Raw genomic sequence first — 13,572 nt, 5'->3', positions numbered from 1 at the left:
ACGTCCTTCCGCCTGTCCCGCCGCGCCGCGCCGCGTTGGCCGGAGGACATCCGGCGCCCCTGGCGGGGTGCGTCAGATGCCGCGCAGCACGGTGGCCTTGCCCACCCGGCCGATGGCGAGGATGTAGGCCGCCGTCCGCATGGAGACCTTGCGCGAGCGGGCCACCTGGGCCACGCGCTCGTAGGCCTCCTTCATCGTCTTCTCCAGCTCCGCGTTGACGCGCTCCTCCTCCCAGGAGAGGTGCTGGAGGTTCTGCACCCACTCGAAGTAGCTGACCGTCACACCGCCCGCGCTGGCGAGCACGTCCGGCACCACGAAGATGCCGCGCTTCTCGAAGATTTCGTCCGCCTCCGGCTGGGTGGGGCCGTTGGCGCCCTCGATGATGAGCTTCGCGCGCACCGCGTGGGCGTTCTCCCGGGTGAGCACGTGGCCCAGCGCCGCGGGGATGAGCACCTCGCAGTCCGCCGCCAGCACGTCCTCGTTGCTGCACGGCGCGCCGCCCGTGAAGCCCGTCACCGTGCCGGTGCGCTTCACGTGCTCGAAGAGGGAGGGGATGTCCAGGCCCTGCGGGTTTCGCACGCCGCCCAGCACGTCCGACACCGCCACCACCACGCCGCCGTCCTCCCAGAGCAGCTGCGCGGTGTGGCTGCCCACGTTGCCAAAGCCCTGCAGCGCGAAGCGCGTGCCCTTCACCGGCAGGCCCAAATCCCTCAGGATTTCACGGCACACGTAGAGCAGCCCGCGCCCGGTGGCGGCCTCGCGGCCCTTGGAGCCGTACAGCTCCAGGGGCTTGCCCGTCACCACCGCCGGCGAGTGGCCGTGGTAGCGCGAGTACTGGTCCATGATCCACGCCATCACCTGCGGGTTGGTGTTGACGTCGGGGGCGGGGATGTCCCGCGTGGGGCCGATGACGTCCTGCACCTGGTCCACGTACTTGCGCGTCAGCCGCTCCAGCTCCTTGAGGCTGAGCTGCGACGGGTCGCAGGCGATGCCGCCCTTGGCGCCGCCATAGGGCACATTCACCACCGCCGTCTTCCACGTCATCAGCGAGGCGAGCGACGAGCACTCGTCCTGGTCCAGGAGCGGGTGGTAGCGCAGGCCGCCCTTCATGGGGCCGCGGCTGTTGTCGTGCTGAATCCGGTAGCCGAGGAACGTGCGAATCTCCCCCGAGTCCATCTCGATGGAGACCTGCACCTTCACCTCGCGCAGTGGCGTGGCGAGCAGCGTCTCGATGGGGGTGCCCACGTCCATGATCCGCGCGGCCTTGCGGAAGAAGTAGTTGGTTCCCTCGACGGCGCTCATGGCTTCGAATGCTCCTCGCGCGAGACCTTAACAGAAGGGGTGCGCTACCATAGGAAACTGCCAATGCCTTCCGGCCCTCCAGATGCTTCCCCCGCGAGTGGCCACCTGCACGGACTGGCCCGGCGCATCCGCGCGCTGCGAGAGCGCCGGGGCCTCACCCAGGAGGACTTCGCCGCCCGCTGCGGCATCTCCGTCTCCTTCGCGTCCCTGCTGGAGCGCGGCGAGCGCAGCCCCAGCTACGAGACGCTGCTCCAGGTGGCGTCCGCGCTGGAGCTCCCGCTGTGGGAGTTGCTGCGCGTGGACGACGCGCAGGACGCGGGCGTGCACCGGCTGGAGGCCTTCGTCCGGGCACGCCGGCTGTCGCGGGCCGAGGTGGACCGGCTGCTGGCGGTGGCGGAGGTGATGTTCAGCGAGGCGGCTCCGGAGAGGGCTGCGACGTCCACGCCCGAGCCCGCGCGCTGCGGTGAGCCCGGGTGTGGCCGGCCGGTGCTCGCCCGGAGCCTGTGCACCGCCCACTACCATCGTGAGCGGCGCAGGAAGGCGGCCGGAGCGGGCACCGCGGGGGAGTAGCCCCCGGCTACTTCTTCTTCGCCCGCTCCACCTTCAGCGTGCGGTCGCCGTGCGGCTTGCCATGGGTGGTCTCGAAGCCGGCCACGTCCTCGTCGGCGACGAAGACGTACGCGTAGGTGGGGCGCAGGTCCATGCGCAGCACCTTGCCCGCGGGGGCCCCGGCGGCCTCCAGCGCGCTGGTGACACCCGCCTCATCGAGCCCGTCCTGGCGGCCCAGGCCCACCCACAGGCGCGTCTGGCCCGGCACGTCCGGCAGGGCCTCGGCGCGCGGCCGGCGCTCCTCGCGGGCCCCACGCGGGCGGTGGCGCTCCACCTTCAGCGCCTTCTCGCCGTGCTGCTTGCCGTTGAGGGCCTCGAACGCGGGCGCGTCCGCCTCGGCCACGTAGGCGTAGCCGTACGTGGGGCGCAGCACGGTGCGAAGCACCTTGCCGGCCGGAGCGCCCAGGGCCTCCAGCGCGGCGGGCAGCTTCGCCTCGTCCATGCCGTCATCCATGCCTAGGTTGGTCCACAGCTTCACCTCGCCGGGGCCCGCGTCCGGGGACGGGGGCGGGCGGGGCGTGGACTCGCGCTCGGTGCGCGGCTTGCTGCGCTCCACGCGCAGCGTCTTGGTGCCGTGCTGCTTGCCGTTGAGCGCCTCGAAGGCCGCCACGTCGTCCTCGGCGACGAAGACGTACGCGAAGGTGGGGCGCAGCTCCGCGCGCACCATCTTCCCCACCGGGGCGCCCGCGTCCTCCAGCGCCGTGGCGATGCTGCCCGGGCCCAGGCCGTCCGCCGTGCCCAGGTTGACCCACAGCTTCACCTCGCCAGGGCCGGCCTCCAGCGCCGCCGCGCCGCCGCCGCGCTCACGCCGGGGCTCGTCGCGCCGGGGGCGCCGCTCGCGCTCCGCGTGCTCCGCCCGCTCGGGACGCTCCGCGCGCGCCGCCGGACGCTCGCGCCGCTCCTCGCGCTCCCGCCTCTCGCCGCGCTCGCGCTTCTCGCCGCGCTCCCGGCGCCCGCCCTCGCGGGCCTCCGGCTTGCGCTCCTGCGGGGGCTCGCGCCCCTCGGCCGCGGCGGCCGCCGCCGCCTTCTCCATGCGCAGGTGGCTGAAGAAGTACTTCAGCAGGAAGGCGATGAGGTCGTCCGCGTCCGGGCGCGTCTTGAGCTGCGAGGCCAGGGGCAGGAAGCCCTCGAAGATGGAGGAGCCGGCCGCCTCGTGGATTTCGCGCACGTGGCGCTCGGTCCACAGCCGCATCGCCTCCTCGGGCGCCGGCATCTCGCGCTTCTCGAACTTGATGCCGTACTTCTTCTCCAGCGTGGTGTACGTGGCCAGCTCGCGGCCGGAGAAGAGGTTGATGGCGGTGCCCTTGTTGCCGATGCGGCCGGTGCGGCCCACGCGGTGCAGGTACACCGCCGCGTCCTCCGGCAGCGAGTAGTTGATGACGTACTCCAGGCCGGAGATGTCGATGCCGCGCGCCGCGATGTCCGTGGCCACCATGAAGGCCACCTCGCCGCGCTTCACCTTGCCCATCACCCGCTCGCGCTCCTTCTGCGGCAGGTCTCCGTTGAGCAGCTCCGCGTCGAAGCCGTTGCGGTTGAGCACCGCCGTCACCAGCGCCGTGTCATCCCGCGTGTTGCAGAAGATGATGGCGTTCTGCGGCTCTTCCTTCTCCAGCACGTAGATGAGGTTGCGCGGCTTGGGGAAGGCGTCCGACACGTCGTAGCGGATGTGGTGGATGTGCTCCACCGTGAAGACGTCGCCGGACAGCAGCAGCGTCTCCGCGTTCGTCGTGTAGCGGGCGATGAGGTTCTGGATGTCGGTGGGGACGGTGGCGCTGAAGAGCAGCACCTGCCGCGTCTTCGGGAGGCGGTCGAGGATGCGGGTGACCTCCTCGTAGAAGCCCTGGTTGAGCATCTCGTCCGCTTCGTCCAGCACCGCGTGGTCACACCCCTCCAGCTTCAGGTTGCCGCGGTTGATGTGGTCGAACACGCGGCCGGGGGTGCCGACGATGATGGGGGTGCCCTCCTCGAGCGCGTCCTCCTGCTGCTTCATGGAGGCGCCGCCGTAGATGGCCGCCACCTTCACGCCCTTGTGCTTGGCGAGCATCTTCAGCTCGTCCGCCACCTGGAGCGCCAGCTCGCGGGTGGGGCAGAGGATGAGGGCGCGGACCTTCTTCTCGTCGGCGGGAATCTTCTCCAGCAGGGGCAGGCCGAACGCGGCCGTCTTGCCGGTGCCCGTCTTGCTGCGGACGATGAGGTCTCGTCCCTCCATGGCGGGCCGGAAGGCGCGCGCCTGGACGGGGGTGGGGTGGGTATAACCGCGCTCCGCCAGTGCGAGGCGGAGGGGCTCGGAGAGGTTCATGTCGTCGAAGCCGATGTCCGCGACGTACTCGGCGGGACGCATCGGGGCTTCGTCAGGCGCCGGACTGCCCGGCGTGGTCTCTGGGTTGTCGCTCATCAAGCATGGGCATAGCCCCTGCATTACCCTCTGGCAACAATCGCAGCACTTTGCTGTATGGAGTGCCCATGGCGAATGGGAGGAAGAGAACCAAAGGAGCGTCCCCCCGCCCTCGCGCGAAGCGGCCAGCCACGGCGGAGGTCGTCGAGGCGGAGGTCGTGGAGCCCGAGGCGGAAGGGCCCGGGGCGTCGGCCGACCCGGACGCCCTGGAGCCGGACCCCTCGGAGCTGGCCGAGGTGGAGTCCGACGTGGACCTGTCCACCCCCGCCGTGCCCACCCAGGCCCTGGCCCGGGTGGCGGACTCGGGGCTGGCCACGAAGGACCCCCTCCAGGCCTACATGGCGGAGGTGCAGCGCCACCCCCTGCTGACGCGGGAGGAGGAGGTCGCCCTCGCCCGGAAGTACCGCGACACGGGGGACGTGGGGGCGGCCTACCGGCTGGTGGCCTCCAACCTGCGCCTGGTCGTCAAGCTGGCACACGAGTACCACCGCAACCCGCTCTCCCTCCTGGACCTCGTCCAGGAGGGCAACATCGGGCTGATGCAGGCGGTGAAGAAGTACGACCCCGAACGCGGAGTGAAGCTCAGCAGCTACGCCGCGTGGTGGATTCGCGCCTACATCCTCCGCTACATCATGGACAACTGGAAGATGGTGAAGCTGGGGACCACCGAGGCCCAGCGGAAGCTCTTCTTCAAGCTGCGCCAGGAGCAGGAGAAGCTCATCGCCCAGGGCTTCGAGGCCAGCCCCAAGCTCCTGGCGGAGCGGCTCAACGTCAGCGAGCAGGACGTGGTGGAGATGGACCAGCGGCTGGGGCACGACGAGGTGTCCATCGACGCGCCGCTGCGCGGGGACGAGGACTCGGGCGCGACGCGCGCCGACCGCTACCTGCCCTCCGCCGCCATGCCCGCCGACGAGCGGCTCGGCGCCGAGCAGCTCAAGGCCCTCTTCCACGAGAAGCTGGCCGAGTTCGCCCGGACGCTGGAGGGCAAGGAGCGCTTCATCTTCGAGAACCGCCTCGTCTCCGACGAGCCCCTCACGCTCCAGGACATCGGCGACAAGTACGGCGTCAGCCGCGAGCGCGCCCGGCAGATTGAGGCCGCCCTCATCAACCGGATGCGCGAGTTCATGCGCGAGCAGATTCCCGACTTCGACCTCGTTGCAACACCAAAGGTCTGACGGCCCCGGAGCTAGGCCGGACAGCCAGGGAGCCCCGGGATACACCGCCGGGCGGGGGCGGTATGCTGGCCGCCCGGCGCCGTTCATCTCGGACTTCAGGGGGCCTTCGCATGTACCGCATCACCCGCTTCGCGGGAGTGTGTCTCGCCATCGCCATGTTGATGGTGCTCACCGGTTGCTCCGGCTCGCTCCGGAAGAACTACATGCGGGACAAGGCGGCGGAGCACGTCTACCGGAAGCCGCTGGCGGAAATCTGGCCGCGCGTGCACGAGGTCATGAATGACAAGGGCTACTCGTGGCGGGAGAACCCGGGCCGCTACGTGCTGGAGACGGAGTGGCGTGAGTCCGGGGGCGGCACGCTGGGCCCCACCACCTCCTCCAAGTTCCTGGTGGAGGGCGTCTCCCGGGCGGACGGGGGCTGCGTGCTGCGGGTGCAGCGGCTGGACCGCACCACGCAGGAGATTGGCACCAACTACACGGACGGCGTGGTGAGGACGCGCACGGAGCGGGCGGTGGCCATCTCCGGCGGCGGCGCCCGCAGCTCGCTGCCCACGCAGCAGACCTTCGCCAGGGACTTGCAGATGGAGCTGGAGCTGCTCCAGCGCATCGACCCCGAGGCGGCCGCGAGGCTGGAGGCGGACGCGAAGAGCGCCCACCCCTGAAGCCCTCCTCGCGCTCCTACTTCTTCCAGGGGCGCGAAATCACGCAGGCGTTGATGCCGCCCACGCCCATGGACAGCTTGCCCGCGCAGCCCGCGGGCGCCGCCACCGCCTCGTCGAAGACGAAGCGGCCGTGGACGCGGGAAATCTGCTTGTTGAGCTCCGCCTGCTTCAGCGGCGTGGGGTACACCTTGCCCTGGCCGTAGCCGAGGTACTGGGCCGTCAGCTCCCAGCCGCCGCCCGCCGCCATGCCGTGGCCGAAGGTGCCCTTGCGCGCGGTAATCAGCACCGACTCGGGCAGCACGTCGCGCAGGTTCTGCACCTCCAGGAAGTCACCCGGGGTGGCGGTGGCGTGCAAATCCCAGCTCCCCATGTCCGCCGGGGTGGCGCCGGCGGCGTCCAGCGCCTCGCGGATGGCCAGCGTGGGGCCCTCCTTGGACGGGGTGATGATGTGGTCCGCGTCCGCGGTGACGCCCACGGACACCGGCTCCATGCCCAGCGGCTTGAAGCCCCTGGCGGTGAAGTGCTCCAAGTCTCCCAGCACCCACACCACCGAGCCGCCGGCGATGTGCGTGCCGCGCAGTGCGGTGAGGGGCTTGGAGACGGCGGCGTCCGCGGAGATGACGCGGGCGTTGTAGAAGCCGCCCACGACGAGCGGGTTCGGTGCCGCGTCCGTCATGCCCATGACGACGGCCTTCGCCTGGCCGAGCTGGATGGCGTTGATGGCCAGCTTCAGGCCGTAGCCGAAGGAGGAGCACGCGGCCACCGGGGCGAACGTCATGCCGGTGATGTGCCCCAGCATCGAAATCTGCGAGGCGGGCGTGTTGTGGATGTTCCACAGCACGTTGGAGGACACCGAGTTCCAGGGCGGCTCCGGGGAGCTCCACTTCTTCTGCAGCCGCGCGTTGCGGGTGCGCTTCTCCTTGATGACGGCCAGCTTGGCGGACTCGACGTCGCCCTCGTCGGGCACGCCGAGGGCTTCAATCTCGCGCAGCTCCGCCAGGTACTCGCGCAGCTCGGTGGAGCGGCCGGCCCAGTAGTGCCACCAGGCGTCCTCGGCCTCGTCGCGCGTGGCCTCGTCCACGGTGGAGGGCTCCGGCGGCAGGCCGGGCAGCGGCTCGCGCGTCTCCAGCCACTGGCGCAGGACGGCGTTGCGCTCCGGGGCCGCCCAGAAGCGGTCCCACCGGCGCTGGGCGCGGTACAGGTCCAGGGAGATGGCCTGGATGGTGGGCAGGTCTCCCAGGCCGGTGCCCACATAGACGTGGGCGCGGGGCCCCAGCGCCTGCAGCTCCTGCTCCAGGCCGGGGTTCTGCGAGAGCGACTGGATGAAGGCGCCGATGGCGAACTGCGTCGGCTGGCCCATCTTCCGCTCGAGCTGGGAGAAGCGGCTGCCGGGGAAGCGGGCGTCAATCCATGGCTTGTACTCCGCCAGGTCGAACTCCGGCATGCCGACGAGGAAGTTGTCCGGCCCGAAGCCGTTGAAGGGAGACAGCCAGCTCTCGGAGGACGAGAGGTTCCTCTCAAAAGCTTCGATGTTCCTGGACCGGGGGGCGACGACGCCCCAGCCGAAGATTCCGACTCTACGCACGGGAGGGCTTCCTTGCCGCTAGGGGGAGAGCGGCTCGATTTTCAGATTGTCGAAGTGGACACGGGTCTTCCAACCCGAGAACCCGAAGTACTGGTTGCGCGGCCCCTCCAGCGGAGCGGGGTCCTGGAGGGTGAGGAAGGGCTGGCCATCCAGCTCCCACGCGAGGTGGCCTCCGCGGCGGGTAATCTTGATGTGGTGGCGCTTGCCGGCCACCACCGCCGCGCCGTCGCGCACCGCGCGGTCGTTGGTGTGCTCGTGCTGACGGGCAATGGCGGACTGGGTGTTGCGCCAGCCGCCGAAGATGAAGACGTAGCCGCTGGCCGTGTACTGCAGCCGCAGGTCGCCGGCATAGAAGGAACGGCCGTCGCCCCAGGCCTCCACCTTGATGTCGCCCTCGGGGTTCTCCGTCCAGGCGTCGAACTCGATGGTGGCGTTGGTGGGGATGGGCCGCTTCAGCCACACGGGGCGGTTGTGGGCGAGCTCCACCACGAGCGCGCCGTCCACCAGCCTCACCGCGGAGGGGTTGGTGACGTTCCACGCGTCGCCCAGCTCGGAGCGGTTGAAGTCGTCCGCGTAGGGGCCGGGCGGCGGCGGGGGCGCGGCGGCCCGGGGCGCGGTGGCGGGCAGCCGGTCGGGCGTGTCCACGCGCAGGTTGTCGTAGAAAATCTGGGACTCGTTGCCGGACAGCCCCAGCCGGTCATGGCCCGGGCCCTTGAGCGGGAACGGGTCGTCCAGCTCCAGCAGCGTCTCGCCGTCGACGGACCAGCGCAGCAGCGAGCCGCGGCGCTCGATGCGCCAGTGGTACGTGCGGCCCGCCTGCACCGGGGTACCCCGGGCCTCCACGCGCACCTGGGTGTCCTCCTTGAAGACGCCGCTGCTCACGAGGTCGGCGCCCTGGCCACCCCCGGACTCGGCGACGCGGGCGGCGCGGCGCTTGAGCGCGTCCAGCGAGGGCGCGTTCATGTCCTTGCGGGCGAGGACGGACAGGGAGTTGTTCCAGCCGCCCTGCACCAGCACGTAGCCCGAGGAAGGGTCCACGCCGTTGCCGAAAATCTCCACCCGGATGTCGCCCTCCGGGAACTCGGACCGCACGTCGAACTCGACGGCCACATCGTCCGGCAGGGGAGCCTGCAGCCAGAGGGGGTTGTTCTTCACTCCCGGGGCGAGCAGCTCGCCGCGCACCGTGCGCCAGAAGCCACCGGTGGTGAAGAAGTCGCGCTCCACCACGGCCGGGTCCGAGAAGTCCTGCGAGTAGGGCAACGCCGCCGTCACGTCCGCCTCACCGCGGAAGAGGGCGTAGTGGATGAGGGGCGCCTGCATGAGGAGGATGAGGCCGGCGAGCACGGCCCAACCCCTGCGGGACAACCCCACGGGCTTCACCCACGCGTGGGAGGCGGGGGCCTCCTGCTGGGGAGCGGGCGCCGCGGGGACGTCCTGTTGCTTTTCCTTCTCCTTGCGCCTGGCCTGGCCCATCAGTCCTTACGGGGGGATTCCGGGGGGAAAGGCGGCGGAATGTACGCGCCGGGCCGCTGGACGTAAAGCACGGCCCGGAGGGGAGGGCCCGTTACTTGACCCCCCACCGTTTTTCGAGCGCCCGCTGCTCCGCCTGTCGTTGCTTCAGCCGCTCGCGCTCGGCGCGCTCCTTGTCCGCCTGCTCGGGAGAAGGGCGGACCGCCAGCTGGTACACGGCGCCCGCCACGGCGAAGAGGCCCGCCGCGACGATGACGCCCCACGGCCGGCCGGCCACCGCCGCCACCAGCCCGCCGAACTGGTGCAGCGCCGCGAGCGCGCCGATGACCAGCACCCACGCGCCCACCGCCGAGGCGACCAGCACGCTGACCTGACGGTGGAGCAGCGCGCCCACCAGCCCGCCGATGATGAAGCCCGGCGCGAAGCCCAGCAGGAAGTCCTGGGGCCCGGCGATCTGCCCGGCGACGAGGCCCAGCGGCACGCCCAGGCCCAGGAAGGTGATGGCCGGCGGGAAGAGGAAGCCCATGGCGAGCAGCACCACCGCGACGACGGTGGGCAGGCGCCCGCCCAGCATCTCCGCCGGCAGGCCCAGCTTCGTGACGACGACCTGCGTCCAGAGCAGGCCCAGCACGCCGCCGATGGGGCCCGCCAGCACGCGGAACAGCCTGCCTCCGCCCACCAGCAGCAGTGTCACCCCGGCGACGCAGCAGACGATGCCGCCCCACATGGGCAGCAGCCGGTAGATGCCCACCCAGCCGGAGGGGTTGAACGTCTGGTACGCCTTGAGGGCCTGGAGGAGGCCTTCCATGGCTCCATCTCCTTGCTTCTTCGAAGCGGTGCGCGGCCGGGACGGACGCGCGGACCACCTCTCTAGCTTATGCGTACCGGGATAGCGCCAGCATCAGCAGCACGATGAAGACGGCGGCGGCCAGGAGGGCGTAGCCGTACAGGTCGCGGGGCGTGGAGGTGCGCCGGAGCAGCTCCTCCGCCTCCGCCCGGTCCTCGGGGGAGGGGTTGCCCGCCAGGATGCGCTCGGCGTCGCGCCGGGCGCCGGCCACGTCACCCGCCTCCTTCCGGGCCCAGGCGGCCCGGACCTCCGCCGAGCCGGGTTCCGGGAGCGTCTGTCCGCCTTTTGCCATGGGGCCCCTCTATACCGGGGAATGCGAGCACCCGTCGACGGTATATAGAAACGCTCCATGTCCGCCCGGCGATTGACGCGTCGAAACCTCCTGCTCGGCTCCGCCGCGCTCGTCCCGCTGCTGTCCCGGCGGGCGGACGCCTTTGGCGAGAAGAGCCGCTTCATCCCCGCGGTGGCCCGCCACGGCGGCCGCTGGGACTCGCGCCTGTCCGGGCTGCGGCGCATCGCCTGGGAGCTGCAGCGCCGCACCTCCGTGGAGGTGGTGCCGGACGCGCGCCCCTTCGCGCTCAGCTCGCCGGAGCTCTTCGAGTACCCCTTCCTCTACTTCGGCGGCGAGGGCGGCTTCCCCGCGCTCACCGAGGCGGAGGTGGCCAACCTGCGCCGCTACCTCACCTACGGCGGCTTCCTGCTGGCGGACGCCAACGACGGCAGCGACGGGGACGGCTTCGACAGCGCCTTCCGCCGGGAGATGGCGCGCGTGCTGCCGCAGAACCCGCTGGCGCCGGTGCCCTCCAGCCACGTGGTGTTCAAGTCCTTCTTCATGCTGGACTCGGCGCCGGGGCGGCTGCTCAACAAGCCCCAGTTGATGGGGGCCATGCTGGGCAAGCGCGCCGCGGTGCTCTACTCGCAGAACGATTTGGCCGGCGCGTGGAGCCGCAGCGAGTCCGGCGACTTCGAGTTCGACGTGTCCCCCGGCGGAGAGCCCCAGCGCGAGCTGGCCGTGCGGCTGGGCATCAACATCTGCATGTATGCCCTCTGCCTGGACTACAAGGACGACGCCGTCCACCTTCAGCTCATCCTCAACAAGCGGCGCTGAAGCCCCGGCCCGATGCCGAAAGCCTGGATGAACCCGCCCACCTTCAACGCCTGGAAGTTCGTCAGCCTCTCCCCGCTGCCTCCGTGGGCGCTGGTGCTGCTCGCCCTCGGACTGGTGCTGGGGGTGGCGCTGGCCGCCTGGGGCGTGCGCCGCGAGCCCTCGCGCGGGCGCCGTGTCCTCCTCTGGGCCCTGCGGGTGGGGGCGGGCGTGGCCGCGTTCTTCTTCCTGCTGGAGCCCGGCATCCGCCACCTGCAGGTGGCGCGGATGAAGAACCGCGTGGCGGTGCTGGTGGACCGCTCCGCCTCCATGAGCTTCCCCACGGAGCCCGGGGGCCCCACGCGCACCGCGCAGGTGGCCTCCTTCCTGGAGAAGGCCGCGCCGCGGCTGGCGGCCTTGCAGGACCGCTTCACGGTGGAGCTGTACGGCTTCGACCCGGAGCTGGCGCCGGTGACGGCCGCGTCGCTGGCGAAGGAGCCGGCGCGCGCGGGCACCACGGATTTGCTGTCCGCGGTGCGCTCGGCGGCGGGCGCGGGGCAGGGCTCGCGCAAGCTGTCGGGCGTGCTGCTGTTCAGCGACGGCGCGGACAACACGGAGCTGAAGGCGGGCGTGGTGGGCCGGGCGCGCGCGGCGCTGGCGGACCTGAACGTGCCCGTCTCCACCTTCACCGTGGGGCAGGAGGCGCTGAAAGATTTGGCGGTGGAGGGGCTGAAGGTGGACGACTTCGCCTTCGTGCGCAACTCGCTCACCGTGGAGGTGGAGATTCACGGCCGCGGCTTCAGCGGGCGCGAGATTCCGGTGGTGCTCAGCCAGGAAGGCAAGACGGTGGCGAGCAAGACGGTGCGCCTGGAGTCGTCGGACGACGTGAAGCCGGTGGCCTTCACCTTCACGCCGGACCAGACGGGGCGCTTCGTCTACACGGTGACGGTGCCCACCTTCCCGGACGAGGCGGTGGCGGACAACAACAGCCGCTCCTTCACGCTGAAGGTGATTCGGGACCGCGTGCGTGTGCTGCTGGTGGTGGGCCGGCCCTCGTGGGACGAGCGCTACCTGCGCGGCCTGCTGAAGCAGGACGCCAACGTGGACCTGGTGTCCTTCTACATCCTCCGCACGCTGTCGGATGACCCGGGCGTGGTGAGCGACCGCGAGCTGTCCCTCATCCCGTTCCCCATGGAGGAAATCTTCGACACGAAGCTGGACACCTTCGACGTCGTCATCTTCCAGAACTTCGGGCACGCGGACCCGTCGCTGTCCATCGCCGAGTACGAGCGGAACCTGGAGCGCTACATCCACAACGGCGGCGCCTTCGTGATGATTGGCGGCGACAGCGTGCTGGGCGAGGGCCGGGCGACGATGCCCACGCTGATGGAGGCGCTGCCGGTGGCGGCCGCCGGCCCCGCCAACCCGGAGCTCTTCACGCCCCGCCTGACGCCGGAGGGGCTGCGCCACCCGGTGACGTCCATCGGCACGGGCGCGGCGAGCACGGAGGCCGCGTGGGCGGAGCTGCCGCCCATTCCCGGCGCCAACCTCACGACGGCGCGCCCCGGGGCCACGGTGCTGATGGACCACCCGCACCTGACGGCGAACGGGAAGAACGCGCCGCTGGTGGCGGTGTGGGACTACGGCCGGGGCCGCTCCCTGGTGATGGCCACGGATGCGTCCTGGTACTGGGCCTTCGCGGCGCACAAGGATGGCTCGCCCAGCCGCGCGTATGACCGCTTCTGGGGCAACGCGCTGCGGTGGCTGGTGAGGGACCCGGACCTGACGACGCTGAAGGTGACGGCGGACCCGCCGTCGGTGGAGCCGGGGCGGCCCGTGGGCGTGGTGGTGCAGGCGCGGATGGCGGACTACCAGCCCGCGCTGGACGCGCAGGTGCGGGTGGAGCTGTTCTCCGTGACGGCGCAGAAGCCGGTGGCCGTGCAGACGGGCACCACGGGGGCGGACGGCGTGGTGCGGCTGGAGTTCGCGCCGCCCGAGCCGGGCCCGTACAAGCTGCTGGCCTCGGCGAAGAAGGGCGAGACGGACCTGGGCTCGGGCGAGGACGCGGTGGCGGTGCGCGCCGTGGGGCCCGAACTGTCGGACGCCTCGGTGCGGCCGGAGTTGATGGAGCAGATTGCGAAGGCCACCGGGGGCAAGGCGTACAGGCTGCCCCAGGACGGACTGCCCGACGTGCCGCTGCTGGACCCGCCGGTGGTGGAGGTGGGCCGCGCCAAGGACCAGCCGCTGTGGGACCGCTGGTACTACCTGGTGGCGCTCATCGGGCTGCTCGGCGCGGAGTGGTTCGCGCGGCGCCGCTTCGGCTACGTGTGAGCGGCTGGCACGCGGCGCCATGCCGCCTCGGCTACGGCTTCCAGGACCTGCGCTTCACGCCGGTGAAGGAGGCGCGTCCGGTGCCCTGAGCGCGCCGCTCTCCGAAGCGAGC

General features: G+C 71.2%; 11 protein-coding genes. 5 read left to right on the top strand and 6 right to left on the bottom strand.

The window, feature by feature from the left end; translation table 11 throughout:
• Nucleotides 1–72: 72 nt before the first annotated feature.
• Nucleotides 73–1,302, bottom strand: a complete 1,230-nt coding sequence (locus K8638_RS37625) for a Glu/Leu/Phe/Val dehydrogenase (protein WP_223759556.1) — start codon at nt 1,300–1,302, stop codon at nt 73–75.
• Between the two features lie 63 nt (nt 1,303–1,365).
• Here K8638_RS37625 and K8638_RS37620 point away from each other — a divergent pair, with 63 nt between their 5' ends.
• Nucleotides 1,366–1,872 carry a helix-turn-helix domain-containing protein gene (locus tag K8638_RS37620; RefSeq protein WP_223759555.1) on the top strand — a complete coding sequence of 169 codons (507 nt, stop codon included), beginning with the start codon at nt 1,366–1,368 and terminating at the stop codon, nt 1,870–1,872.
• A gap of 7 nt (nt 1,873–1,879) precedes the next feature.
• Here K8638_RS37620 and K8638_RS37615 read toward each other — a convergent pair whose 3' ends face one another.
• On the bottom strand, nt 1,880–4,306 hold the full coding sequence (locus tag K8638_RS37615) for a DEAD/DEAH box helicase (RefSeq protein ID WP_223759554.1): 2,427 nt from the start codon (nt 4,304–4,306) through the stop codon (nt 1,880–1,882).
• Nucleotides 4,307–4,374: 68 nt separating this feature from the next.
• On the opposite strand from K8638_RS37615, the gene K8638_RS37610 reads away from it, so the two are divergent.
• Together K8638_RS37610 and K8638_RS37605 are read left to right on the top strand one after the other, a co-directional pair.
• Nucleotides 4,375–5,481 carry an RNA polymerase sigma factor RpoD/SigA gene (locus K8638_RS37610; protein ID WP_223759553.1) on the top strand — a complete coding sequence of 369 codons (1,107 nt, stop codon included), beginning with the start codon at nt 4,375–4,377 and terminating at the stop codon, nt 5,479–5,481.
• Between the two features lie 110 nt (nt 5,482–5,591).
• Complete coding sequence (locus K8638_RS37605) at nt 5,592–6,143, top strand: hypothetical protein (RefSeq protein WP_223759552.1); 552 nt, start codon at nt 5,592–5,594, stop codon at nt 6,141–6,143.
• Nucleotides 6,144–6,159: 16 nt separating this feature from the next.
• On the opposite strand, the gene K8638_RS37600 is transcribed toward K8638_RS37605, so the two are convergent.
• The 4 genes from K8638_RS37600 to K8638_RS37585 all read right to left on the bottom strand — a co-directional run bounded on the left by K8638_RS37600 (nt 6,160) and on the right by K8638_RS37585 (nt 10,337).
• On the bottom strand, nt 6,160–7,728 hold the full coding sequence (locus K8638_RS37600; RefSeq protein WP_223759551.1) for a beta-ketoacyl synthase N-terminal-like domain-containing protein: 1,569 nt from the start codon (nt 7,726–7,728) through the stop codon (nt 6,160–6,162).
• Between the two features lie 18 nt (nt 7,729–7,746).
• Nucleotides 7,747–9,201, bottom strand: a complete 1,455-nt coding sequence (locus K8638_RS37595; RefSeq protein ID WP_223759550.1) for a hypothetical protein — start codon at nt 9,199–9,201, stop codon at nt 7,747–7,749.
• A 91-nt stretch (nt 9,202–9,292) separates the two neighbouring features.
• Nucleotides 9,293–10,006, bottom strand: a complete 714-nt coding sequence (locus tag K8638_RS37590; RefSeq protein WP_223759549.1) for a hypothetical protein — start codon at nt 10,004–10,006, stop codon at nt 9,293–9,295.
• Nucleotides 10,007–10,073: 67 nt separating this feature from the next.
• Entirely contained in the window at nt 10,074–10,337 is a 264-nt protein-coding gene (locus tag K8638_RS37585) for a molecular chaperone DnaJ (RefSeq protein WP_223759548.1), read from the bottom strand.
• Between the two features lie 57 nt (nt 10,338–10,394).
• Between K8638_RS37585 and K8638_RS37580 the strand changes: the two genes are divergently transcribed.
• A complete protein-coding gene (locus K8638_RS37580) occupies nt 10,395–11,153 on the top strand; it encodes a DUF4159 domain-containing protein (RefSeq protein ID WP_223759547.1) in 759 nt (252 codons plus the stop codon).
• A 27-nt stretch (nt 11,154–11,180) separates the two neighbouring features.
• On the top strand, nt 11,181–13,460 hold the full coding sequence (locus tag K8638_RS37575; RefSeq protein ID WP_223759606.1) for a glutamine amidotransferase: 2,280 nt from the start codon (nt 11,181–11,183) through the stop codon (nt 13,458–13,460).
• The last annotated feature ends 112 nt before the right edge of the window (nt 13,461–13,572 follow it).

The organism is Myxococcus sp. RHSTA-1-4, assembly GCF_020037125.1.
Taxonomy (GTDB): Bacteria; Myxococcota; Myxococcia; order Myxococcales; family Myxococcaceae; genus Myxococcus.
Note: the sequence above shows the minus strand (reverse complement) of the source record. Positions and strands in the feature narration are given on the sequence as shown.

What these genes read in the sequence shown, in the direction of transcription:
- K8638_RS37605 (WP_223759552.1), top strand. Translation starts at nt 5,592, where the DNA reads ATGTACCGCATCACCCGCTTCGCGGGAGTGTGTCTCGCCATCGCCATG.
- K8638_RS37620 (WP_223759555.1), top strand. Translation starts at nt 1,366, where the DNA reads ATGCCTTCCGGCCCTCCAGATGCTTCCCCCGCGAGTGGCCACCTGCAC.
- K8638_RS37615 (WP_223759554.1), bottom strand. Translation starts at nt 4,306, where the DNA reads ATGAGCGACAACCCAGAGACCACGCCGGGCAGTCCGGCGCCTGACGAA.
- K8638_RS37575 (WP_223759606.1), top strand. Translation starts at nt 11,181, where the DNA reads ATGAACCCGCCCACCTTCAACGCCTGGAAGTTCGTCAGCCTCTCCCCG.
- K8638_RS37595 (WP_223759550.1), bottom strand. Translation starts at nt 9,201, where the DNA reads ATGGGCCAGGCCAGGCGCAAGGAGAAGGAAAAGCAACAGGACGTCCCC.
- K8638_RS37610 (WP_223759553.1), top strand. Translation starts at nt 4,375, where the DNA reads ATGGCGAATGGGAGGAAGAGAACCAAAGGAGCGTCCCCCCGCCCTCGC.
- K8638_RS37590 (WP_223759549.1), bottom strand. Translation starts at nt 10,006, where the DNA reads ATGGAAGGCCTCCTCCAGGCCCTCAAGGCGTACCAGACGTTCAACCCC.
- K8638_RS37580 (WP_223759547.1), top strand. Translation starts at nt 10,395, where the DNA reads ATGTCCGCCCGGCGATTGACGCGTCGAAACCTCCTGCTCGGCTCCGCC.
- K8638_RS37585 (WP_223759548.1), bottom strand. Translation starts at nt 10,337, where the DNA reads ATGGCAAAAGGCGGACAGACGCTCCCGGAACCCGGCTCGGCGGAGGTC.
- K8638_RS37625 (WP_223759556.1), bottom strand. Translation starts at nt 1,302, where the DNA reads ATGAGCGCCGTCGAGGGAACCAACTACTTCTTCCGCAAGGCCGCGCGG.